This window comes from Cohnella laeviribosi DSM 21336 (assembly GCF_000378425.1).
Classification (GTDB): Bacteria; Bacillota; Bacilli; order Paenibacillales; family Paenibacillaceae; genus Cohnella; species Cohnella laeviribosi.
In genome coordinates, this window is sequence record NZ_KB899811.1 from 183382 (window position 1) to 206132 (window position 22751).

Sequence of the window (22751 nt, forward strand, 5' to 3'; positions counted from 1 at the left end):
ATGAAGAAACTCAAGATTGGCATCATCGGCTGCGGCGGAATTGCGAACAACAAACACATGCCCTCGCTCGCCAAGCTGAATCACCTGGCCGAGATGGTCGCGTTCTGCGACATCATCCATGAAAAAGCTGTCAGCGCCGCGCAAAAATTCGGAACGCCGGACGCGAAAGTTTACACGGATTATCGCGAATTGCTGGCAAATGAAGAAGTCGACGTCGTGCATATCTGCACGCCGAACGTATCCCATCGCGAGATCACGGTGGCGGCCTTCGCGGCAGGCAAGCACGTCATGTGCGAAAAACCGATGGCGCATACAGCCGAAGACGCCCAACACATGATTGACGCCTGGAAGAAATCCGGCAAGATGTTCACGATCGGTTACCAGAACCGGTTCCGGCCCGAAGTGCAAATGTTGAAGAACTGCTGCGAGAACGGAGAATTGGGCGAAATCTACTACGGCAAAGCCCATGCGGTTCGCCGGAGGGCGGTACCCAACTGGGGAGTGTTCCTGGACAAAGACAAGCAGGGTGGCGGTCCGCTGATCGACATCGGCACCCACGCGCTGGATCTGACCCTCTGGTTCATGGACAATTACGAGCCGTACAGCGTATCGGGCACGGTATTCCATAAGCTGGGTTCGCTGCCAGAAGCCGTGGGCGGCAACATGTGGGGCCCCTGGGACCATACAAAATATGAAGTTGAAGATTCCGCCTTCGGCTACGTGAAGATGAAAAACGGAGCGCTGATTTACATCGAGGCCTCCTGGGCGCTCAACATCCTGGAATCCAAGGAGGCATCGGCCACCTTGTGCGGTACGAAGGCAGGCGCGGAAATCCGTTCCGGGATGTCGTATCCGGTGGACAATCTCATCTTCAACCGGGTCAAGGCGGGCATGCTGGTGGAGGAATCGCTGACGCCGAAAGGCAATGTGGCCTATTTCGAAGGCGTCCATGAGCCGCCGGGAATTGCCGAGGCCAGACAGTGGCTGACAGCCATCATCGAAGACAGAGAGCCGCTGGTCAAACCGGAACAGACCTTCGTCGTAACCAAGATTCTCGATGCCGTCTATCGTTCGGCAAGAGAAGGCAAAGAAATCATTCTGGGCTGAGCCCAACGGGGAGGAATCCATTTTGCTGGATCGTTATCTGGTCAGACTGGACAGTCTTGAAAATGTCTATGACAAGAACGGAAAAGCTGTCGGGTTCAAGTTTGCTGTCCGCAATGCCAATTACAGAGGGAATTTTCTTTCCCTCCACAATGGTTATTACATCAAAATGGACGGGGTCGTGTACCCGAGGGAAGTGCAGAAGTTCGAAGTGAACGGAAAGCCGCCGAGGAGCTTCGAGGAGCTCAAGAAAGCGGTGTACGAGCATTGGGATTACGATGACGAGGGAATCGTGTATGTCGAGAAAGAGGGTGGTCTGGCCCCGGGCAAGCACATTCTGGAGTTCCAGCAATCCATTCTGGCGGCATATGGATACATGCCCACGGATGAGGAATGGGTGAAAAATCCGCCCGTTCCCGGATCCGGAGCCGGTTCGGACAAGACGACGCAAATTGTGACCTTTGAGTTGGAACTGAAAGAAGGGGGCCCGAACAATGGCTGAAATCAAACGCGGGGTATCGTTTTACAGCTACCAGCAAACCCAGTTTTTCAAGCAACTGGACCTGGAAGGGCAAATCCGCGAAGTCACGCAAAATCTGAACGGCGCGGACGGGATCGAGATTCTGGATGAAATGTCCATCCGCAGATACCCCAATCCCACCGATGAATTCGTGAAGCAATGGCACTCGTGGCTTGAAAAATACAAAGCGGTTCCCGTCACGATGGATGTTTTCATGGACGTCCTGCAGTTCCGCGACCACGTGATGACCTACCATGAATGCGCGGAAAGATTGAAGGGGGACATCCGTCTCGCGAAGAAGCTCGGGTTCAAGAATGTCAGAACCTTGTCCGTTGTCCCGATCGAGATCCTGATTGAAGCCTTGCCCGTGGCGGAAGAGCTCGACATCAGAATCGGCAAGGAAATTCACAATCCGATTCCGTTGACCGGCAAATCCGTCCAGGAAATTGTCGAATACGTGGACAAGACGGGCACCAAGCATCTGGGAATCGTTCCCGACATGGGCATCTTCCAGTTCCAGCCGGCCGAGCCGACCCTGGAATATATGATCCGGCAAGGGGCCAGCAGGGAATCGACCGAAGTTCTGACCGAGGCGTGCCTCGAGATCCGGGAGAAGAAAGGGCCGTTGAGCGGAATCGATCTGTCTTTGGAGACGGCGGGGAACATCAAGGTTCGCTTCCATCAATATCTGAAAAACGGGACTGTGGAAAAATACTTCAAGGATGCCTTCGATGCGGTTATCGAGTACGCCAACGCCCGACTGAAAAATCCGACGACCATGGACTACGAAGTGGTGCTGCAGGCATTGATGTATTCCCGCACCAAACCGGAGGATCTGGAGCCTCTGGTGCCCTATATCGTTTCGATCCACGGAAAATTCCTCCACATGACGGCAATTCCCGGACGATCGGGACAATACGAGGACAAATGCATTGATTATGAAGGACCCATCGCGGTATTGAAGAAGGCCGGATATTCCGGCTATATCAACTCCGAATACGAGGGACAGCGCTACTATCAGGACTTGCCGTTCGAGCAGCTGGCTGACGAAGTGGACCAGGTGCGCAAGCATCAGGAAATGCTGAAGCGTCTGATCGAACAATAATCCGGATGTGTGGAGGACAACATGCAACGCTGCCAGTATGCGTATATTGGAACATGGGGCGCCGATCTCCAGGGCCAGGAGAAAAAGCAGCAAGCTTCGGGGGGCGGCATCAAAATTTACAGGGTGAATCCGGACGGCGCCTTCCAATATGTCGCCACGGTTTCGCCCGAAGTCAACGCCGGCATCATCCATATCTCTCCTGACCGACGCTATCTGTATACGACCGATGAACGGAAGGATCTCAACGGGAAGTACGGCAACGGCGGCGGGGTGTGCGCCTATCGGATCAACCAGGAGGACGGAACACTTGAATTTCTCAATGCCGTCTCTTCCGTTGGCCCCTACCCCTGTTATGTCGTTGCGGACCGGGAAAACAAATATGCATTCGTGGCCAATCACGGCAACCATGAAGACGTTGTGACGAAAGTCCGGATCACGCCGGACGGGAAATATGAAGCCGTCAGGGTCTATGATGACGGAAGCATCGCCATGTTCCTGATCAAGGCGGATGGAAGTCTCGGGGAGTGTTGCGATGTCAAGATTCTGGAAGGGAAGAGCGTCGACGGGTATTTCCAGCGCTCTCCCCACCCCCACTCCGTCTGGATCGATCCGACGAATCGGTTTCTGATCATCGGCGACAAGGGCGCCGACAGCGTGATCGTGTATCGCATCGATTACCGCAACGGGAAATTGATCGAGGCATCCGTCTTCAAATCGTTGCCCGGTTCCGGGCCCAGGCACATTGCGTTTCACCCGGAGCTCCCCGTGATGTATGTCAACAACGAGATCAACAGCACGGTGAATGCCTTCCGGTTCGATTTTGACACGGGATCGATCGAACTCATCGATACGGCAAGGACCATACCGGATCCCTATATTCCGCCGGACCCGCTGGATCATTTTGCTTCAAACGCGACGGCGGACATGAGGGTGCATCGCACGGGAAAATTTCTGTATGTCAGCAACCGAGGGCACAACAGCATTGCCTCTTACGAAATCGATCGCGCCGGAAAGTTGAAGCTGATCGGATTTACTCCGACCAATGGGCAGATCCCGCGCGCGATCAATTTCGATTTGACCGGGGACAAGCTGTATGCGGTCAATCAGCGGACCGGAAACATCGTCGAATTTCTGGTCGATGAATCGACCGGAGAACTGACTCCGACCGGGAATGAACTGAGGCTGAGCAATCCGGTCTGCATACAGTTCGCGCAATTCTGAAACGCCGGAAAGCCTGGGCCGCGGCGCCCAGGCTTTTTCGGTTCAACAGTATCCGCATGTCATGGATCCCGGCTCACCGAACCGAGAAATCGGCGGCATTCCGAATAGGTATATTTCCCCTGAACTTTTCCGTTTGCAATGATGCAATAGCTGTCCGCAAGGTCGGCGTACGGTTCAATGGTGGAAGCAAAGATACAGATCGCCCTCCCGTTTTCGGTCATGCGGCGCAGCTGCTCCTGGATGACATATACGGTTTCATGGCTGAGCAGCAGATCGGGATTCATCAGCAGGAGAACATTCCATTTCTGGATTTGAATACGGTACAGATAAATGGCTGTCGCTTCCGCCTGGCTCAGCTTGTGAATGTTGAAATCGAAATTGAAGTTGCGGTCGCGGTACAGTTTCAAAAAATCCGTCATGATTTGTCTTTTCTGCCTGGCGCTGACCATGCCGAAACGAGAAATGCGGGGAAAGGCGGACAAGCAGAGATTGTCCTTCAGGTCCAGGCTTTTGATGATCTTATCGCCCGGCTCGTCGACCGCGACACAGACCGATGAACGTGCTTTCGCGATATTTCGGATCACTTTGCCGTCAACGATGAAATGCCCGGTGTATTTCACTTTTCCCGCAAGGGCATCGATGAGGTTGGCGTTCGTCGAATGGGAGAGATCCAGAATGACGGCGATCTCCCCTTTGTTGATCCGGAAAGTGACATCTTCCCCCGGTTTTGTGGATATGTGCCGGGCTTCAAATACAACATCATCGTAAATTTTTCTTTCGGGGCGGTCGGGTTTCTCGCGGGGGATGCCGCTCAGAAGAATTTTGTTTTCATCGAACGATTCGGCATCCTCGCAGCGAATCACCTTGATGTTGTGCCCCTTGTCGAGAATGAGAATCCGGTCCGCATATTTTCGGAGATTGGCCAACTGGTACTCGGCGATAATGAATGTGACGTTCTTCTTTTTCATCTGAAAAAGGAGTTGTTTAATGCGCTGCTGCTCTTCATGGGTGTACTGGGCCATCATGTTTTCCATCAGGATCACTTTCGCGCCGAGAATATAGGCCTTGATGACCTCGATCAAATTCTGTTCGGCCGGTGTCAGGGTGGAAACGATGCGATTGCGGTCAATCGATATGCCAAACTCGGAAAATATGATGTCCAAATGACGCCCGAGCTTTTTCCAATTTACAAAGATTTTTGTCCGGTAGTGCCTTCGGGGAATGATCAAGTTTTCCAGTACGGACAAGGTGGGAATCAGTCTGGATTGATGATCGATCAACTGAATCTTGTTCGTCTGTTTCAAAAATTGCGGATTGACAGGTACTTCATCAAAAAAAATACTGCCGGAATCCCAACCCTCCCGGCCGGCCAAAATGTTCAGCAGAACGGATTTCCCCGAGTCGTAGAGACCGACAATTCCGAAGATCTCCCCTTCATAGACGCTCATGTGGAAATGATTCAGAACACGCTTGTTTTGCAGGGATTTGCACAGTTTGTGAACCCGGAGAATTTCGTTCCTCATTTCATCCAGAACCTTTACCTGTTGTTGATGACATACGGAATATGAAGCTCCACATCAGTTCCGACGCCTTCGATGCTGGAAACATGGAGACCGTATTCGTCGCCGAACAGCAATTTCAATCGTTTGTTAATGTTCGGCAGTGCGAGTCCCAGGTGTTGGTTCTCTTCCTGTTTCAACAGATCGAAATGTTCGATTCGCTCGTTCAGCATCTTGAGTTTTTCTTTGCTGATGCCGATGCCGTTGTCCGAAATCAGGATGTTGATGTTTTTCCGCGTTCTCACAATTTCAATCCTGATGTTGGCATCGCCGAGCTTCCGTTCAAAGCCGTGATGAATCGAATTTTCCAATATGGGCTGAAGCGTCAGCTTGGGGATGATGGCATCAAGGACATCGTCATCGGGATCATGGCGGATGTCGATATGGAAACGGTTGTTGAAGCGAAATTGTTGAATCTTCATGTAATTGCCGATATTGTCCAATTCTTCCCGGATGGTGACAATATCGCTCTTCGAACTGATGTTGTAGCGAAAATATCGGGCCAAAGCCTGCGCCATATCCGCGATGGCGGGAGCGTTGTCGAGAATGGCCCGACCCCGGAGGGACTCCAGGGCATTGTACAAGAAGTGGGGATTGATCTGGTTTTGCAAACTTGTCAGGGTGATTTGCTTGTTGATCAGTTCCGTTTGCAGATTGGCGACAAACTCTTGCCTGCTCTTCTCGACTTGCTCTGCTATCAGCTTGTCCAGTTGTTTCTGGGTCAAAATGTGGATTCTCATCGCATTCAACCATAGATGTTCCGATATTCGGATGGTTTCAGTCCCACGTATTTGCGGAACAGTTTGGCAAAATACTTTGAATCGTTGAACCCGACGGAGCTGGAGATGCGGTTGATGTTGTCATTCGATGTGCGCAGTAATTCCTTGGCCATTTCAATCCGGTATTTGTTGACATAATCGATGAAATTTTCGCCCGTTTCTTTCTTGAACACGTTGGAAATATATACGGGATTGAAGTTGATCGCTTCAGCCACGCGTTCGAGTTCCAGATGTTCATGGTAGTGCTCCTTGATGAATCGAATGGCTTCACGTACGGGTTTCGCATTTTTCTTCTTTATGGCCTCCAACTGCATGGTCATGATCCGGCTGACGGATTCCACCATGTGATCCCGGAGTTGGGTCAGGGAAACGGCGTTCAGGATTCCCTGATGCATTTGAAAGCGTTGGTAATCCTCGTCCTCAATTTCATTTCCCAAACGGCGGTTGCATTCGAAGAACAGGTCGGCGATTTCCATGCAAATCCCGACCAGTTCCCCGGGGTAAAAGGCCAGAGTCGAGAAGAGATTGGCCATGCATTTTTGATAGTCTGCCACATCCAGCAAATCAAAATCTTTACGCAGTTGTTGGAAAAGCGTGTTGCGATCGATATGAACCGAAGCTGCGGGCAGTTTGGAATGCCAATAGATTCGGTCCACGCCCATCGTGATGCGGCAGTATGTGGCGTATTTCGCCTCATCCAACGATTTTTTCAGTTCCGCGACAGACGGATAGCCGTTTCCGACGCCTGCCGTAATTTTCAACCCCGCGAAAAGCTCCGTATAATTCCTGGCATATTCAAAGAACAGATTCAGCGCGCCGGCAACGTGCTTCTGATGCCGGGATGCGAAATTCACCCCCAAATAAAGTATACTATGTTCTTGGAAAAAGAGAATCTCGCTGCAGTACGGATTCAGGGATTGTTTGAAAATGCCGACAATTTTGGATTGGATGGATTCAAAATCAACTTCGGCTTTGCCTGCATCTCCCGGCAGATCGAATTTCACCACCGCTCCCTGGAAGAGATCGCCGGTGAACGAAATGCCGTATTCCCGTGAAATCGCATCGGTATCTTTCGGAAGATCAAATTCCCGGTACAAGCGGGAAAGGAACAGCTTCCGGATTGTTTCCTTGTTTCTCGAATTCTCTTCCAGAACCTGCAATCCGGAATGTTGGATACGTTCCTTCTGTATGGAGCCGTGCAGCTTGACCAGCACGTCGTTCAATTCGCTCTCGTCAATCGGCTTCAGCAGATAATCGTCGACTTTGTATTTGAGGGCTTCGCGCGCGTAATCGAATTTGGAATATCCGCTGATGATAACGAATTTGCACTCGATATTGCGCTGCCGGACTTCTTTGATGAGTTCGAGGCCGCTCATCCCCGGCATGTTGATGTCACAGATCACGATGGCCGGTCTGGTCTCGGTGATCATTCGAAGCAGACTTACGCCGTCATAAGCCACGCCCACCAGTTCGAGGCCGATGCCGTCATAATCGATGGCTTTTTGAATGACGGTGCACACGAACGGTTCGTCATCTGCGATCGCGATTTTCAGTCGTTCCTCCATGTTGCCCCCCTCCCGACATTTCCGATCAAATGGTTAAGGTTGGAGAACTCTAAAGTAACAGGAAGCGTTTTCAACAATGTCGAATATAATACGGAGAAAAAAGTCGCTATTGTTTAACAATTTTGTTCTAACTGGAGTATAGTGAATGTGCCAACCAAAGTCAATATGAAAACGGTGGGTGCTTCGAAACATACGGCGAGCAACAGGGCATCTTGACTTGGCTCTTTTCGAAAATGTATATTACCTTCATAATTCAATAAAATTGATCAAGCAAATTGTTTATTGATCGATATGGAAGGGATGATAAGTCCGTGCCGAGACCGGTGGACATCGCGTACGATTATCTGAAAGAACGCATTCTGGATGGAAGATTGGCTCCGTCACAGAAACTGACCGAGACCCAGTTGGCAGAAGAGATTGGTGTCAGTCGAAACACAGTAATTAAAGCGCTGTTGAAATTGGAACAGGAGAATCTGGTAACGATTGAGAAGAACAAGGGTGCCACCATTACTTCTTTCACTTTGCCGGAAATTCTGAACTATCTCGATATTCGGCGAGTGCTGGAAGGACTGGCCATCCGGTCCGCGGTGGAACACATCAATGACGAATCCATTGATGAGCTGCAGACCATTGTTCAACAAATGGAAAGCAAGCTCAGCAACAACCGGTTTGACGAGTACTCCAAGCTGAACAAGAAATTCCATCAGATCCTCTATGACGCTTCCGCCAACAAGCAGGCGGTGGACATGATTCTGAAGATCAAAACCCAGCTGAACCGCCTGCATCTGAAGACCATATTGATGCCGGGCCGCAAAGATGAATCCCATGAGGAGCACAAGGCCATTTTCGCAGCGGTGAAGAAGCGCGATCCGGATGCGGCGGAGGCTGCCATCATGCAACATGTGAACAGAATCCGCGACGTTGTGGCCAAACACTATACCTATCTGATCTGAAAGGTCAATGACGTGTCCGTAAACCGACGGCCGCGTCTTTTTTGTTTGACATCGCATCCCGTATTCGTTACTATAGATTGTAGAACAAAATTGAATTACATTACTGATTATTAAAATTGTACTTGAGAGGAAGTTGCGGATGAAATCCAATCCGGCGGTAGGTTTCATAGGCTTTGGAGAAGCGGCCTACTTCATTGCCAAAGGTCTGCTGGACAACGGGGTGAATCAGGTCCATGCCTATGATATCCGTTTCGATGACGCGAATCTCGGAGAGCAGATTCGAAGCCGTGCGGATTCCATCGGAGTCATCCGGGAATCGTCGATCGGGCGGTTGTGCGGAGCGTGCGATCTGATCATCTGCGCGACCAACGCTTACGTCGCTTTGTCGGTTGCGCAGGAAGTCAGAGCGCACCTGCGGGAACATCACGTTTATGTGGATTTGAACTCGGCGTCCGGTGAACTGAAGCAGAAGATTGCCGATGAGTTGAAATCAAGCACTGCTTCGTTCGTGGATGTTGCGGTCATGGATTCCGTACCCGCCCATGGCCACAAAGTGCCGATGCTGGCGAGCGGCCCCGGTGCTGCGGCCTTTGAGGAATTTGCGGCCGCCTATGGGATGAATGTGACGTATCTCAACGAAGTGCCGGGGAGCGCATCGGCGGTAAAAATGCTGCGAAGCGTATTCATGAAAGGTCTCGCGGCGCTGCTTCTGGAAACGCTGGTCGCAAGCGAAGCGTACGGCGCCACACGAATGATTGTCGACTCGTTGGGCAAGACCATTGCGGGCAAGCCGTTCGAAGAGACGATCAACAACCTGATCACGAGAACCGCCATTCATGCCGAGCGGCGCGTCGGAGAAATGGAGGAAGTGGTGCGCACGCTGGAATCACTTGGCGTCGACTCCACGATTTCGCAAGCAGTGAAGAAGAAGCTCGGCCAGTTGGTCGAAGCCCGGTTGGCGGAATATTTCGGCCATGAGGCCCCCAAGAGCTACGATCTGGTATTGAGAAAACTGTTGGGTTCGGAGGTATAACGCATGACGGCTAGGGATGAAACCGAACGTCCCCGGGACATCGCCCATCTGGGACATGTGGAATTATTGACGCCCAAGATGGAAGAGAGCCTGTCCTTCTTCAAGGACGTGCTCGGCATGCAGGAGCTGACGCGAAAAGGCAACTCCGTCTATTTGCGGTGCTGGGGCGATTACGAGCAATATTCGCTGATCTTGACCGAAGCACCGTATGCCGGTGTGGGACATACCGCCTTCCGGACCGTCAGCCCGCAGGCGCTGGAGAGAAGAGTCCGGGCCATCCAGGATGCCGGAGCGGGAATCGGTTGGACCGAGGGGGATGTCGGTCACGGCCGGACGTTCCAATTCCGCGGTCCCGACGGTCATCTTCTGGAATTGTATTACGAGTCGGAGCCTTATCAGCCGCCCGATCATTTGAAACCTGCCCTGAAGAATCAACCCCAGAGATTTATCGGGCACGGTGTGGCGGTCAGGAATCTGGATCACGTGAACATGTTCTCGTCGCATCCCGAAGCTGACGGAGATTTCATGGAACATGTGCTGGGCATGCGATTGACGGAACAGATTCTGATGAACAACGGACGGCGCCCGGGGGTATGGTATACCCCGAACAACAAGTCCTACGAAATCGTCTACACGCTCGATGCCACGGGTTCAAAAGGAAGGTTGCACCACATCGCCTTCAGGGTGGACACCAACGAAGGAATATGGCGGGCCGCCGATCTGTTCGTGGAACACGGCGTGTTTATCGAATTCGCTCCGAGCAAGCATGCCATCAATCAAACCTATTTCGTCTATGTGTACGAGCCGGGCGGCAACCGGATCGAGATCTGTTCCGGCGGATATCTCGTGCTGGCTCCGGATTGGAAGCCCATCACATGGACGGAAGCGGAACGGGCCAGGGGGCAAGCCTGGGGCAACAAGACGGTACCGACATTCCACAGTTATGGTACTCCCGTTGTAGACAAAACCGACGAGTGATTTTGTACGCGACAAGGAAAACGGAACGGAGGATGTGCCATGATCGACCCCAAGACTCGGCTTCTCGTTGTCAGCGCGCACGCGGCGGATTTCGTGTGGCGCGCAGGCGGCACAATCGCGAAATATACGAAGAGCGGCGCCCAGGTGTCTCTGGTGATTCTGAGTTACGGCGCAAGGGGCGAATCCAACGATCTCTGGAATATTGAAGGAATGACGGAGGACAGGGTCAAGGCGGTTCGGCGGGATGAAATCGAAAAAGCGGCATCCCATCTGAACGTCACGGACATGGAGATCTGGGATTTCCAGGATTACCACATGTACATCGATCAGGAGCGCATGGAACGGATGACCGCAAAGATCCGCGCCGTCGCGCCCCACATCATTCTGACGCACGGACCCAGGGATGCGTTCAATCCCGACCACGAAACGGTTTCGAGGTATGTTTTCGAAGCCAGCGTGTTGTCGACATCGAACGGGGTCCGCATGGAAGGCTATCCGACCGCGACGCAGGCCAAACTGTTCGGGTTTGAGCCCCATCAGCCGGAAATCAGCGACTTCAAACCAGACATCATCGTCGATATTACGGACACATACGAACAGAAAGAAGCCGCGATGAACTGCTTCAAGGCGCAGAAACACTTGATCGAGTATTACGGATGGAAGGCGAAACTGAGGGGAAATCATGCCCGCCGTTGTTCGGGCAACAAGAACTATCAATATGCGGAAGCGTTCAGCCGTTTTTTTCCGCTTGTGGGAGGAGAATTGATCTGATGCAAAAATACGTCGTGCGCAACATTGAACGTCCGTCGAAAGAGCTGATCGACCAGTTTGCCGAACATGATTCCACCACGGTTTACGAAGCCCAGGGCAAAATTGGCCTCATGGCTCCGTACATGAAGCCGCTCATTGCCGGCCGGCGCGTATGCGGACCCGCGGTTACGGTGGTATGCCCGGCTGGCGACAATCTGATGATTCACGTCGCCATCGAAGTATGCCAGCCGGGCGATGTGCTCGTGATCACGACGATCGGGGAAAGCGTCCACGGCATGATCGGCGAGTTGATCGTCACGGCGCTGGAGCGCCGGGGTGTCGCCGGAGTGGTCATCGATGCAGGTATCCGCGATATTGCGCAAATCCGGAAAATGGGATTTCCGATATGGTCGAAGGCGGTATACGGACTCGGGACAACCAAATCCAGAGGAGGTTGGGTCAACGCTCCGGCGGTTTGCGCGGGAACGGAGGTGCACCCGGGCGATATCATCCTGGCGGATGATGACGGCGTTGTCGTCGTTCGCAAGTCCGATGCCGAATTCGCCCTGAATGCGACCCGGAAGCGGGTAGAAGACGAAGAGAAGACGAAAGCGCGCATCGTCAGGGGAGAATTAAGCCTCGACTTCTACAGTCTTCGCGAAGTGCTCCAGAGGCAGAATGTCGTCTATTACGACAATATCGGGGAGATCGAAGCAAGCAAGTAAACATCTTCATGCTTCCCGGACGGACATCCGGGAAGCATGGCAAACAATAAAACGCATCCGCTGCAAGGCGGGATGCGTTTTTTTCACAGCACGGGTGCAAGTTACAAGACGGCGGTCAATTCGATCTGCACGCGCAGACCTTCACGGAGTTTTTGCACCGTGGTGTGCCGGGCGGGGCGGTTGTTTTCATCCGGGAACATTTTCAGCCATTCCACGTTGACGACTTTCTTGTATTCGGCATCGGACACCAGGACGTGAAGGTGGGCGATGTCATCCGTCGTCCCGCCCGCGAGCGCCATGATTTCCCTTATGTAATGGAAGAGGTTGGCCACTTCGTCTTCCACCTTTTCGGGCATCTCTCCCGTCTCCGGATCGGATCCGATAATGGCGGAGGTAAAAACCATATTTCCGATTTTGACCGCTGTCGGAATCGGGTTTTGATGGTGCGAACCCTTGACCTGGAGAACTTCTCTTTTGGCCATCTTGCATTCACTCTCCGTTGTGTAGTAGTGGATTTCGTTTATCATTATATATTGCACCAATGAAAAATAACAATATTGTTGAACAAAAAATATAACCATAATAATTCCATATAGTGGGGGTGAGCCCTATGTACAGACTGCTGATCGTCGATGACGAAATCCACGCCGCGCATGGCATCAAAGACGGGGTGGATTGGGGGAGATTGGGTTTCTCGCATGTGCATGTCGCCTACAATGCCCGGCAGGCCAGAGAGATCCTGCAGAATCATGCAGTGGAACTGATGATTTGCGATATTGAAATGCCGCAGGAAAACGGACTGGAACTTCTGTCCTGGGTGAAAGCGAAGCAGTTCGACACGCGCTGCATCATCCTGACCTGCCACGCCGACTTTCATTACGCACAGAAGGCGCTCCGGCTCGGAAGCGCAGACTACCTGCTCAAACCGATTCGCTTTGAAGATTTGGAGAGCGTTGTACAACACGTCGTCGGGAAGATCGAATCCGACCGGAAGGAACGCCAATTTGCCGACACGTTGAAGCACTATTACCGGTTGTGGCTGGAACATCGTCCGCTGCTGGTTGAACGTTTCTGGCTGGACCTGATTCACCAAAACATTTCATCCCGTCCGGAACAGCTTGAAGAATTGATGAGAAAACGGAACATTCCTTACGACCGTGACGACATATTCCTGCCCGTTCTGGTTTCGGTGCGCAACTGGTCGAAAGTGTTGTCGGAACGTGATCAGAAGATACTCGAGTATGCGTTGCGGAACGCCGCCGAACACAGTCTCGAAATATCGGATCTGGAAACCGGGTGCGTCGTTCCGATGACGGAGGAGTATATGATTGTCATCCTGGACAAGAATCATCCGCTTTTTCTCTCGGACATCGACCTGAGACACAGGTCGGCTCAATATGTCGAGTTCTGCAGAAAACATTTCTATTGCGAGCTGTGCGTCTATATCGGCTCGCCAACCCGCATCCCTTCGATCCGGGAAACGGTTATGGCGTTGATCCAGCAAGATATGAACAATGTGAAGAATTCCGGAATCGTCTTCCGGACGGATTATGCGCAAGAAAGGCCGGTTCTTCATCCTCCCGCTCTCATTCACTGGATCGAGCTGTTGAGACGCGGGGACAAGACGGCTCTTCTCGAGGATATCGACGCATACCTGAGCTACATGGAAAAGTCCGAATGCGACGCGAAGCTTCTGCAGCAGTTCTATTTTGATTTCCTGCAAATGATCGGCCATGTGCTTCACCTGAAAGGGCTTCAGGCCCATCTGATCTTTGCGGATACCGTGTCGCCCCAAAACGCGGTCCGGATCACGCGTTCGTTTGATCATATGCGCGAATGGATTACGCAGGTGATCAGCACCGGGATCGATTTTATCCGTTCGGTGGAACAGTCGCGTTCTCTGATTGACCGCGTCAAGAAATACGTCAGGGAGAATGTGCATAAGGGGCTCACCCGCGAAGATATCGCGGAACACGTGTACTTGAGCCCGGACTACCTGTCGAGGCTCTTCAGGAAAGAGACCGGCCAATCCTTGTCCGACCATTTGATAGAGGAAAAAATGAATTACGCCAAGCAGCTGCTGGCCGATTCCGACAAATCGGTGAGCGAAATTGCGGCATCGGTGGGTTATACGAATTTTTCTCATTTTTCAAAAATGTTCAAAAAAGTTACGGGCATGAATCCGTTGGAGTATCGGAAATGCCGGCATCGGAAGATTGACGCTTATCTTTGTTGAAGATGTCATAAAAACGACAAAACATAACGGATATGGAGTAGGGGCAGGGGAGCCCCTGTTTCTATAATCGGGGTATACAAGCGGAAAGGAAGGAGAGTGAAAGCGTTTGGAGCAAACCGTCGACGCCCCGAAATACGCATTTCCGAAATCGACCTTGAGGCGTTTTCGATGGATTCGCCGATACGGTGTCCTGATTTTGATGATACTGCCGGGCGTCATCTATCTGTTGATAAACAACTACTTGCCCATGCTCGGCATCATCATCGCTTTCAAGGATGTCAATTACGCAAAGGGAATCCTGCAAAGCGACTGGATTGGATTCAAAAACTTCGAATTTTTGTTCCGGACCAATGACGCTTACATCATTACAAGGAACACGATTCTGTACAACATTACGTTTATCGTTCTGCATGTGATTGCGGCGGTCACGCTGGCGGTTCTGCTGAATGAATTGAAAAACCGGTTTTTGGCCCGATTTTACCAGAGCGTCGTGCTTCTTCCCTATCTCATATCGGCCGTCATTATCGGATATTTGGTGTTTTCTTTGCTCAGCGTCGAAACGGGCATTATGAACAAGAAGATTTTGCCGATGCTCGGATTGGGCGAGATCAGCTGGTACACGGAAACGAAATACTGGCCCTATATTTTGACGATGGTCAGCGTCTGGAAAACGGCGGGACATTTGTGTGTCATCTTCCTGGCAGCCATCGTCGGGATCGACAAGGAATATTTTGAAGCCGCCACCATCGACGGAGCTTCCCGCTGGCAGCAGATCAGAAGCATTACGATTCCGCTGATCACGCCGGTGATTACGATCATGACGCTGCTTGCGATCGGGCGCATCTTCCATTCCGATTTCGGTCTGTTCTACCAGGTGCCGTTGGATTCGGGGCCGTTGCTTCCGGTAACCAACGTCATCGATACCTATGTTTATCGCTCGCTGCTCACGCTCGGGGATATCGGAATGTCTTCTGCCGCGGGAGTTTACCAATCCGTCGTAGGTTTTCTTCTCGTGCTGATATCCAATTACATCGTCAGAAAAATCAACAGCGACAACGCATTGTTCTGAGGAGCAAAATTATGGAACGCACAAACAGTCGGACCCAATTGGTCATTCATCTGTTTTTCGTTGTTGTCTCGGCGGTTTGCTTGCTGCCGTTCTTTCTGCTCGTCACTTCTTCGATTACGGATGAAAGCGAAATCATCCGCAACGGGTACACCTTGTTCCCGAAGCACATCAGTTTTGCCGCCTACGAGTACCTGCTCAATGATGCTTCGGCAATACTGAGGGCTTACGGAAATACCTTCGTGGCGACGGTGATTGGTACGAGCGTCAGTCTCTTGATCATCACCATGCTCGCCTATCCGCTATCGCGAAGGGATTTTCCGTGGCGCAAATCGCTGTCGTTTTTCGTGTTCTTTACCATGCTGTTCAACGGCGGACTTGTCCCTACTTATTTCGTCTACACCCAGGTCTTCGATCTGAAGAACACATTGTTGGCATTGATCGTTCCTTACCTGTTGTTGAACGGATTTTATGTCCTGTTGGCCAGAACCTTTTTTGCGAACACGATTCCGATGGAGATCATCGAATCGGCCTATATTGACGGGGCGGGCGAATTCCGGATCTTCTGGCGCATCATACTGCCTCTGTCGCTGCCCATTCTGGCCACCGTCGGTTTGTTCCAGCTCATCAATTACTGGAACGATTGGTTCAACAGCCTGATCTTCATCACGGACAGGAAACTGTTCAACCTGCAGTATTTGCTGAACAAGATTCTGCTCGACATTCAATTTTTGAGCACCAGTGATCTCGGGGGCAACCAGGCTGAAATGATTGCCGCTCTTCCCAAAGAGGGCGTGCGCATGGCCATGGCCGTCATCGGAGTGGTTCCCATTTTGATCGCGTATCCGTTTTTCCAGAGGTTTTTCATCCAGGGACTTACGGTTGGTGCCGTGAAAGGCTGAGGCTTATTCCGGTTTATCCGGTAAGCATACAAATCTGCGCAGGGGGATGGATATGCTGAAGAAAATGCTGATGTTGTTCATTGCGGTGGCGTTGGTGCTGGCCGGCTGCGGATCGTCCGACAAGTCGGCAAGCAATGCGGGCAGCAACAGCGGCAGCTCCGTAAACACCGGCTCCATAAACACCGGAAGCACGGACGAAGCGCAAGAGGAGAACGATGCTTCAAATCTGCCGCCGTATGAAATCGTGATTGCTTTCCCCACTTCCTCGTCCCAGACATCGGGCATTCCCGAAGTGGAACAAGCGATCAATGAAATCACCAAGAAAAAAATCAATGCCACGATCAAGCTCATGCCCTACAGTTACGCATCGTATGCCCAACAACTGAACCTGATGTTCGCTTCCAATGAAAAACTGGATCTGTTCGTCAGCGGCGTAAACGGTGCATACAGCAGCCAGGTGGCGCAGGGCAGCATGATCCCGTTGGATGATCTGCTCGAGAAATACGGCAGCGGGATCAAGGAAGCGGTATACGCGCCATTCATCGAGGCGGCCCGAATGAACGGAAAATTGTACGGCATTCCGAGCAACCGCGACCTGGCCGCCGACCGCGAATTGCTGATGAGGAAAGATATCGTGGACAAGTACCATATTGATCTTTCGCAAGTAAAAACGTTCGAGGACTTTGGGCAAATTTTCAAGGTGGTCAAGGAAAACGAACCGGACCTCATCCCGCTCGTTCTGTTTACCCAAATCAGCACACCGGTTGACGTGATCGCCAGCATGTATTTTGACATACTGGGGGATCGAATGGGCGTGTTAGAATACGGAAACTCCGAAATGAAAGTTGTAAATATGTATGAAACCGAGCAATACGCCCAGCTCCTGAACACCGTCAGAAGTTGGTATGAAAAAGGGTATGTGCAGAAGGATGCGGCTACGACGAAAGATACCGGTCCGGTATTGGTGCAGGCGGGACGCGCGTTTTCCTATATCAAACAGTCCAAACCGGGCAGCGATACGCAGGCAAGCCGGCAAACGGGCTATGAAATGGTCAGCCTGAAACTTCCGCCCGCGTATTCAACCACCAACCTGATTACGCAGTTCCTGTGGTCGATTGCCAAGAACTCGCAGGATCCCGAGCGGGCCATGATGTTCCTGAACCTGATGTTTACGGATACGGACATCATCAATCTGCTTGCCTGGGGCATTGAAGGAAGAGACTATGTCAAAGTTTCGGGCAACATAATCGATTATCCCGAAGGTGTCAACGCGACAAACGTGCCGTATGGCTTGAACCAGGGATGGCTGTTCGGGAACCAATTCAAGTCGTATGTGTTCAAGGGCGATCCCGAAGATATCTATCAACAAACGGATCAATTCAACAAGGAGGCAGTCAAATCGCCGGCACTCGGATTTACATTTGATTCCACTCCGGTCAAATCGGAGGTCGCGTCGGTGACGAATGTGATGAACCAATATCGCCTGGGCCTGGAAACGGGTTCCCTTGATCCGGAGACGCTGTTGCCGCAATACTTTTCCGAGATGAAAAAGGCTGGCATCGACAGGATCATCGAAGAGAAGCAAAGACAACTGGATGAATGGGTGAAAACGAAGTAAACGGGTTTGTCATCGGTTGATGGGCCAAAAATAGCATTCCGTTGTCAAGGTCGACCGATGACAATACTCGGTCGACCTTCTTCCTATTATTAACGTATCCATTTGTTCAAATGCAGGGGGGCAATCATGCGCTTCATCGGCAAAGAAACTTTCAAATCCCTCCGTTTTCGACTTGGTCTGGCTTTTTTCATCCTGTGTGTGCCGCTGATGGTCCTGTTGTATTATTTCAGTTATTATGCCGGATATGTCATCAGGGACCAGGTGGCGAAATCGAACAACAATCTGGTCACGCTTTACCTGGATCAGATTGACCGCACGCTACATGAAGCGGATGTATTTTTGTATAACCTGGTTGCGGGCGAGTCGGACCTCTTGATCATCGATCAGCCGAACGCCTACCATACCTCCGGATACCAGACGGCAAAAATCCGTCTGTTCAATAACCTGTCTGCGGCCATAAGTCTGCATGAGTCGATGGACCTTTTTTTTGTTTATTCGGCAAATAATGCCGATCTGCTGCTGGGTTCGGCCGAATCTGTGACGTTTGAACAAAGGGATGCCACACGGAACAAACTGGTTGACATGCTGCAACATTACGAGACGGATGCTTCCCGATGCGAAAGAAGCTGGTGCGTCAGACAAATTGGCGGGGATTTTTTTCTTGCCCATATCCTCAGAAAAGACAACATGTTCGTCGGAGCCTGGGCGAACGTGGATCGCCTGATGGAACCGCTTCAATTGATCGATTTCGGGGATGTCGGCATTGCGCTTCTCAGTACCACGAATCACCAACCTTTGAGCGGGGCACGGTTCATTGCGGACAACGGGATCGATCTTTCCCTTCACAACCAGCCTTATCGCATTACCGGTGACCCGGACAAGTTTTTGTTGGTCGGCGAAAGATCCGAAAAGGGTGAATTTTACCTCAATGTTCTGATTCCGGAAAAGGATATCGTAAGGAAACTTCCTTTGTTCCAAAGGGCCGTATATATCATGCCTTTGGCTTTCATATTCTTCATGATGCTGCTTTTGTTGTTTATGAGAAGCTTGATCCTGCGGCCCATCGGTTCTATGGTGACGGCGATGAGAAGAGTAAGGGAGGGAAACTGGGTTACCCATATCCCGCCGACTCGCGCCTCCGTCGAATTTGAAGTGATGAGCTCCACGTTCAACGAGATGATCTCCCAGATTCAGAAACTGAAAATTGATGTTTATGAAGAGCAGTTGAATCGCCAAAGAGCCGAACTCCAACATCTGCAATTGCAAATTAAACCGCATTTTTTTCTCAATTCCTTGAACATTGTGTACCATTTGGCGAAAACCAAGAAATACGATTTGATCATGGAAATGACTCTCAATCTGGTCGAATATTTCAGGTACATGTTTCGAAGCAACCATTCCTTTGTCTCCCTGGAAGAAGAAATCAGGCATATCCGCAACTACCTCAACATTCAACGGTTGCGGTTTGTCGATCATCTGACATATGAAATCAGAATGGATGATGACGTGGGAGATTTTCCTGTTCCTCCGCTGGTCATTCAATCGTTTGTGGAGAACATTATCAAACATGCGTTGACCATGGATGAGTCGATCCATATATTTATCCGGATTCAACTTGTGGATGACGATCATGGGCCCGGTTTGTTTATTGAAATCGGGGACAACGGCAAGGGGTTTGCTCCCGAAATTCTGGAATATTTGCATTCCGATGATCCGGGACCGTTGAACGGAGAACATGTGGGAATCTGGAACGTCAAACGGAGACTCGCATTGCTTTATCAAAACAGGGCAAAATTGACGTTTTCCAATGTACCGGAAGGCGGGGCAAAGGTAGAAATTCGTTTGCCATTGCAATGATCTGATCATGTGAAAGCACTGCGGGTGTGCATATAAATCATTGACAGCATCGAATAGTGGGATATAATATATTCGTAATATTGTTGAACAAAAATGATAACAAAAATGTCTAAATCCAGATTCAACTTCAGAACGGAACAGGAGAGAGGTCATAATGGAAAAAGTAAAAGTGGGCATTGTCGGAAGCGGAGTGATCAGCGGCATTTACCTGAAAAATTTCAAGACATTTGACCTGATTGAGGTTGTGGCCATTTCAGATATTGATCTGTCGCGCGCGAAGGCCAGAGCGGAGGAATTTGGAGTTTCTAGGGTGTGCACTGTCGAAGAGCTCCTGGCCGATCCGGAGATCGAAATTGTCGTAAACTTGACCATCCCCGCGGCCCATGCGGAGGTCAGCATCGCGGCATTGGAAGCGGGAAAACATGTGTACTCGGAAAAACCCCTGGCCGTTACGATGGAAGACGGTAGCAAAATTCTGGAGCTTGCGCGGCAGAAAGGTCTGCGGGTAGGTGTTGCGCCGGATACCGTATTGGGCGGCGCCATACAAACATGCCGCAAGCTGATTGATGACGGATGGATCGGTTTCCCGATCGCCCTGACCGCATTCATGATGGCTCCGGGTCCGGAGAGCTGGCACCCCAATCCCGATTTTCTGTATGATGTCGGCGGGGGACCGATGTTTGACATGGGGCCCTATTATTTGAGCGCATTCGTTACCCTGCTCGGACCGATTTCCAAACTGACGGGTTCGGCAACGACCTCTTTCGCCGAAAGGACAATCACATCCGAGGCCAGATACGGCGAAAAAATTCCCGTGCGGACACCGACCCATATCGCAGGAGTATTGAACTTTGCAAATGGGGCGGTCGGCACAATGATAACGAGCTTCGATATCAAAGGCGGAGCAAATCTCCCCCATATCGAAATTTATGGCAGCCAGGGTTCCTTGTCGCTTCCGGTTCCCAACATGTTCGGAGGAACAGTGAAACTCAGAATGGCTAGAAAAGATTCGAACTGGCAGGACGTTCCGCTGACTCATACCTTCACGGACAACAACCGAGGGATCGGTGTGCTCGATATGGCATATGCGATCCGTCTCGGTTATCCCCACAGAGTAAACGGGGAAATCGCGTATCACGTGCTGGAGGCTATGCACGGTTTCCATATTTCTTCCCATGAGGGAAGGTATTACATTATGCAAAGTACCTGTGATCGTCCTGAACCTTTGCCGATGAATCTGCAGGCCACCCATAGCGGATTGTTTGTCAGAAGCTGATTAGTTCAAGAATCTTTTTACATCCGACAAGGTTCGCAACCTGATCATGCGTTCAGCTCTGAAATCGTTGATCGTCATACCGACAGGGATGGTTAAGGGTTGGACGCTTCCGAAAGTTCACGATAATCAGAAATCAGCCGCATTTTTCTGTGAAATGCGGCTTTACTATTCATTCTTAATAAAACCAGGAAAGGGAAGATAGAATGAGAAAGATATTTTTTACCTTGACAGCATTTGCTCTACTTTGCCTTTCAATTTATCCCGTACAAGGACATGCGGCTGCTCAAGTTTTTCAAGAACCGAACCAGGAGCTTTAACTTTACCGCCGCCACCTGCTTTTTTCCGACCCATGACTGTATTTGATCCGGATTATGATTACCTCGAAAAGGGCGGTCGTTACATATCTGATCTTGATAATCAGAAAATTAACATGTGGGGAAACCCTTTGGGACCGTACATGTCGATGAAATTTGATGTTCAATTAACCTTAGAAAGATGGACAGGAAATGGGTGAAAGTGCATAGCGGTTCGAACACAACCGTCCAATGTTACGGAACCCGTTATAACCTCGGTTCCTCGACGGTTTCTATGCATTTAAAAGTATTAAAAAAACGGGGTAAAATCTTTAATTTGTTAAGTTGTTGTGTATACGCTTACATTCTATAATTTACTAAAAAGGAGGTGAAAGTAAGAAGTTCGCGGAAGATCCTGACACAGGATAAGTTATGAACTTCAACGAGAAACAACCGACAAGCAGGTAGTGTGCAGGCAAGCAGTAATCAAAAATTTTTTAGGAGGTAAATTATGATTAAGTCTAAAAAGAAATTTTTGACGGTATGTATTGCAGCATTAATGAGTTTTAGCTTGTTTGCAGCAACCTCAAATGCAGCGACAGACTATTGGCAATATTGGACCGATGGCGGCGGGACAGTAAATGCTACCAATGGATCCGGCGGCAATTACAGTGTTACATGGAGCAATGTCGGGAATTTTGTTGTCGGTAAAGGCTGGGGAACCGGATCGCCAACTAGAACGGTGAACTACAATGCCGGCGTCTGGGCGCCGTCCGGCAATGGGTATTTGACTCTCTATGGGTGGACGAGAAACTCGCTCATCGAATATTATGTCGTGGACAGTTGGGGCACTTATAGACCTACTGGAACGTATAAAGGCACCGTGACCAGTGATGGGGGCACCTATGACATCTATACGACGATGAGATACAACGCACCTTCCATTGACGGTACACAAACTTTCCCCCAATACTGGAGTGTCCGTCAGTCGAAGAGACCGACCGGAAGCAACGTCTCTATCACTTTTAGCAACCACGTTAACGCATGGAGAAATGCAGGCATGAATCTGGGAAGCAGTTGGGCTTACCAGGTGTTGGCAGTAGAAGGGTATCAAAGTAGCGGGAGCGCTAACGTAACGGTGTGGTAACAGGTCAACTGCAAACAGGGCAACTAGACCGTTTCCGGAATATTGAGAAAGTCTTTTAATCATT

At 50.7% G+C, this 22751-nt stretch carries 20 protein-coding genes; 16 read left to right on the forward strand and 4 right to left on the reverse strand.

Annotation, left to right across the window (positions count from 1 at the left end; genetic code table 11):
* From F560_RS0104390 to F560_RS0104405, 4 genes are read left to right on the forward strand one after another with little or no spacing between them, the layout of a single operon-like run.
* On the forward strand, positions 1–1107 hold the full coding sequence (locus tag F560_RS0104390) for a Gfo/Idh/MocA family protein (protein WP_019004499.1): 1107 nt from the start codon (positions 1–3) through the stop codon (positions 1105–1107).
* A gap of 22 nt (positions 1108–1129) precedes the next feature.
* Positions 1130–1606: a C-glycoside deglycosidase beta subunit domain-containing protein gene (locus F560_RS0104395; protein WP_019004500.1), complete on the forward strand. Its 477-nt coding sequence runs from the start codon at positions 1130–1132 to the stop codon at positions 1604–1606.
* Entirely contained in the window at positions 1599–2729 is a 1131-nt protein-coding gene (locus F560_RS0104400) for a sugar phosphate isomerase/epimerase family protein (protein ID WP_019004501.1), read from the forward strand. Before F560_RS0104395 ends, F560_RS0104400 begins: the two co-directional genes overlap by 8 nt.
* Before the next feature lie 21 nt (positions 2730–2750).
* Complete coding sequence (locus F560_RS0104405; RefSeq protein WP_019004502.1) at positions 2751–3950, forward strand: lactonase family protein; 1200 nt, start codon at positions 2751–2753, stop codon at positions 3948–3950.
* A 59-nt stretch (positions 3951–4009) separates the two neighbouring features.
* Here the strand turns inward: F560_RS0104405 and F560_RS0104410 are convergent, their stop codons facing one another.
* The 3 genes from F560_RS0104410 to F560_RS0104420 are packed head-to-tail and all read right to left on the reverse strand — an operon-like array spanning position 4010 to position 7853.
* Positions 4010–5473 carry an ATP-binding cassette domain-containing protein gene (locus tag F560_RS0104410; RefSeq protein WP_019004503.1) on the reverse strand — a complete coding sequence of 488 codons (1464 nt, stop codon included), beginning with the start codon at positions 5471–5473 and terminating at the stop codon, positions 4010–4012.
* 14 nt (positions 5474–5487) lie between these two features.
* A complete protein-coding gene (locus F560_RS22470) occupies positions 5488–6234 on the reverse strand; it encodes a sensor histidine kinase (protein ID WP_169449888.1) in 747 nt (248 codons plus the stop codon).
* Positions 6235–6254: 20 nt separating this feature from the next.
* Positions 6255–7853: a response regulator gene (locus tag F560_RS0104420; RefSeq protein WP_019004505.1), complete on the reverse strand. Its 1599-nt coding sequence runs from the start codon at positions 7851–7853 to the stop codon at positions 6255–6257.
* A gap of 311 nt (positions 7854–8164) precedes the next feature.
* Between F560_RS0104420 and F560_RS0104425 the strand changes: the two genes are divergently transcribed.
* The 5 genes from F560_RS0104425 to F560_RS0104445 all read left to right on the forward strand — a co-directional run bounded on the left by F560_RS0104425 (position 8165) and on the right by F560_RS0104445 (position 12292).
* Entirely contained in the window at positions 8165–8806 is a 642-nt protein-coding gene (locus F560_RS0104425) for a GntR family transcriptional regulator (protein ID WP_019004506.1), read from the forward strand.
* Positions 8807–8945: 139 nt separating this feature from the next.
* Positions 8946–9839, forward strand: a complete 894-nt coding sequence (locus F560_RS0104430) for a DUF1932 domain-containing protein (protein WP_019004507.1) — start codon at positions 8946–8948, stop codon at positions 9837–9839.
* Positions 9840–9842: 3 nt separating this feature from the next.
* Entirely contained in the window at positions 9843–10817 is a 975-nt protein-coding gene (locus F560_RS0104435; RefSeq protein WP_019004508.1) for a catechol 2,3-dioxygenase, read from the forward strand.
* Between the two features lie 39 nt (positions 10818–10856).
* On the forward strand, positions 10857–11588 hold the full coding sequence (locus tag F560_RS0104440; protein WP_019004509.1) for a PIG-L deacetylase family protein: 732 nt from the start codon (positions 10857–10859) through the stop codon (positions 11586–11588).
* Positions 11588–12292 (forward strand): 4-carboxy-4-hydroxy-2-oxoadipate aldolase/oxaloacetate decarboxylase, encoded by a 705-nt coding sequence (locus tag F560_RS0104445; RefSeq protein WP_019004510.1) that lies wholly within the window; start codon positions 11588–11590, stop codon positions 12290–12292. The genes F560_RS0104440 and F560_RS0104445 overlap by 1 nt, the downstream gene beginning before the upstream one ends.
* A gap of 101 nt (positions 12293–12393) precedes the next feature.
* On the opposite strand, the gene F560_RS0104450 is transcribed toward F560_RS0104445, so the two are convergent.
* On the reverse strand, positions 12394–12774 hold the full coding sequence (locus F560_RS0104450) for a RidA family protein (protein ID WP_019004511.1): 381 nt from the start codon (positions 12772–12774) through the stop codon (positions 12394–12396).
* Positions 12775–12902: 128 nt separating this feature from the next.
* Here F560_RS0104450 and F560_RS22475 point away from each other — a divergent pair, with 128 nt between their 5' ends.
* The 7 genes from F560_RS22475 (at position 12903) to F560_RS0104485 (ending at position 22687) form a co-directional block, all read left to right on the forward strand.
* Positions 12903–14528, forward strand: a complete 1626-nt coding sequence (locus F560_RS22475; protein WP_019004512.1) for a response regulator — start codon at positions 12903–12905, stop codon at positions 14526–14528.
* Positions 14529–14634: 106 nt separating this feature from the next.
* Entirely contained in the window at positions 14635–15597 is a 963-nt protein-coding gene (locus F560_RS0104460; RefSeq protein WP_019004513.1) for an ABC transporter permease, read from the forward strand.
* 11 nt (positions 15598–15608) lie between these two features.
* On the forward strand, positions 15609–16496 hold the full coding sequence (locus tag F560_RS0104465; RefSeq protein WP_019004514.1) for a carbohydrate ABC transporter permease: 888 nt from the start codon (positions 15609–15611) through the stop codon (positions 16494–16496).
* Positions 16497–16548: 52 nt separating this feature from the next.
* Entirely contained in the window at positions 16549–18114 is a 1566-nt protein-coding gene (locus F560_RS0104470; protein ID WP_019004515.1) for an ABC transporter substrate-binding protein, read from the forward strand.
* Positions 18115–18240: 126 nt separating this feature from the next.
* Positions 18241–19971 (forward strand): sensor histidine kinase, encoded by a 1731-nt coding sequence (locus tag F560_RS0104475; RefSeq protein ID WP_019004516.1) that lies wholly within the window; start codon positions 18241–18243, stop codon positions 19969–19971.
* 154 nt (positions 19972–20125) lie between these two features.
* The gene (locus tag F560_RS22480) at positions 20126–21247 is read left to right on the forward strand and encodes a Gfo/Idh/MocA family protein (protein WP_019004517.1); all 1122 of its coding nucleotides are present in this window, start codon (positions 20126–20128) and stop codon (positions 21245–21247) included.
* Between the two features lie 804 nt (positions 21248–22051).
* Complete coding sequence (locus F560_RS0104485) at positions 22052–22687, forward strand: glycoside hydrolase family 11 protein (protein ID WP_019004518.1); 636 nt, start codon at positions 22052–22054, stop codon at positions 22685–22687.
* Positions 22688–22751 lie beyond the last annotated feature (64 nt).

Coding starts and splice junctions, on each gene's coding strand:
- F560_RS0104390 (WP_019004499.1), top strand. CDS start 1: ATGAAGAAACTCAAGATTGGCATCATCGGCTGCGGCGGAATTGCGAAC.
- F560_RS0104400 (WP_019004501.1), top strand. CDS start 1,599: ATGGCTGAAATCAAACGCGGGGTATCGTTTTACAGCTACCAGCAAACC.
- F560_RS0104405 (WP_019004502.1), top strand. CDS start 2,751: ATGCAACGCTGCCAGTATGCGTATATTGGAACATGGGGCGCCGATCTC.
- F560_RS0104410 (WP_019004503.1), bottom strand. CDS start 5,473: ATGAGGAACGAAATTCTCCGGGTTCACAAACTGTGCAAATCCCTGCAA.
- F560_RS0104420 (WP_019004505.1), bottom strand. CDS start 7,853: ATGGAGGAACGACTGAAAATCGCGATCGCAGATGACGAACCGTTCGTG.
- F560_RS0104430 (WP_019004507.1), top strand. CDS start 8,946: ATGAAATCCAATCCGGCGGTAGGTTTCATAGGCTTTGGAGAAGCGGCC.
- F560_RS0104435 (WP_019004508.1), top strand. CDS start 9,843: ATGACGGCTAGGGATGAAACCGAACGTCCCCGGGACATCGCCCATCTG.
- F560_RS0104440 (WP_019004509.1), top strand. CDS start 10,857: ATGATCGACCCCAAGACTCGGCTTCTCGTTGTCAGCGCGCACGCGGCG.
- F560_RS0104445 (WP_019004510.1), top strand. CDS start 11,588: ATGCAAAAATACGTCGTGCGCAACATTGAACGTCCGTCGAAAGAGCTG.
- F560_RS0104450 (WP_019004511.1), bottom strand. CDS start 12,774: ATGGCCAAAAGAGAAGTTCTCCAGGTCAAGGGTTCGCACCATCAAAAC.
- F560_RS22475 (WP_019004512.1), top strand. CDS start 12,903: ATGTACAGACTGCTGATCGTCGATGACGAAATCCACGCCGCGCATGGC.
- F560_RS0104465 (WP_019004514.1), top strand. CDS start 15,609: ATGGAACGCACAAACAGTCGGACCCAATTGGTCATTCATCTGTTTTTC.
- F560_RS0104470 (WP_019004515.1), top strand. CDS start 16,549: ATGCTGAAGAAAATGCTGATGTTGTTCATTGCGGTGGCGTTGGTGCTG.
- F560_RS0104475 (WP_019004516.1), top strand. CDS start 18,241: ATGCGCTTCATCGGCAAAGAAACTTTCAAATCCCTCCGTTTTCGACTT.
- F560_RS22480 (WP_019004517.1), top strand. CDS start 20,126: ATGGAAAAAGTAAAAGTGGGCATTGTCGGAAGCGGAGTGATCAGCGGC.
- F560_RS0104485 (WP_019004518.1), top strand. CDS start 22,052: ATGATTAAGTCTAAAAAGAAATTTTTGACGGTATGTATTGCAGCATTA.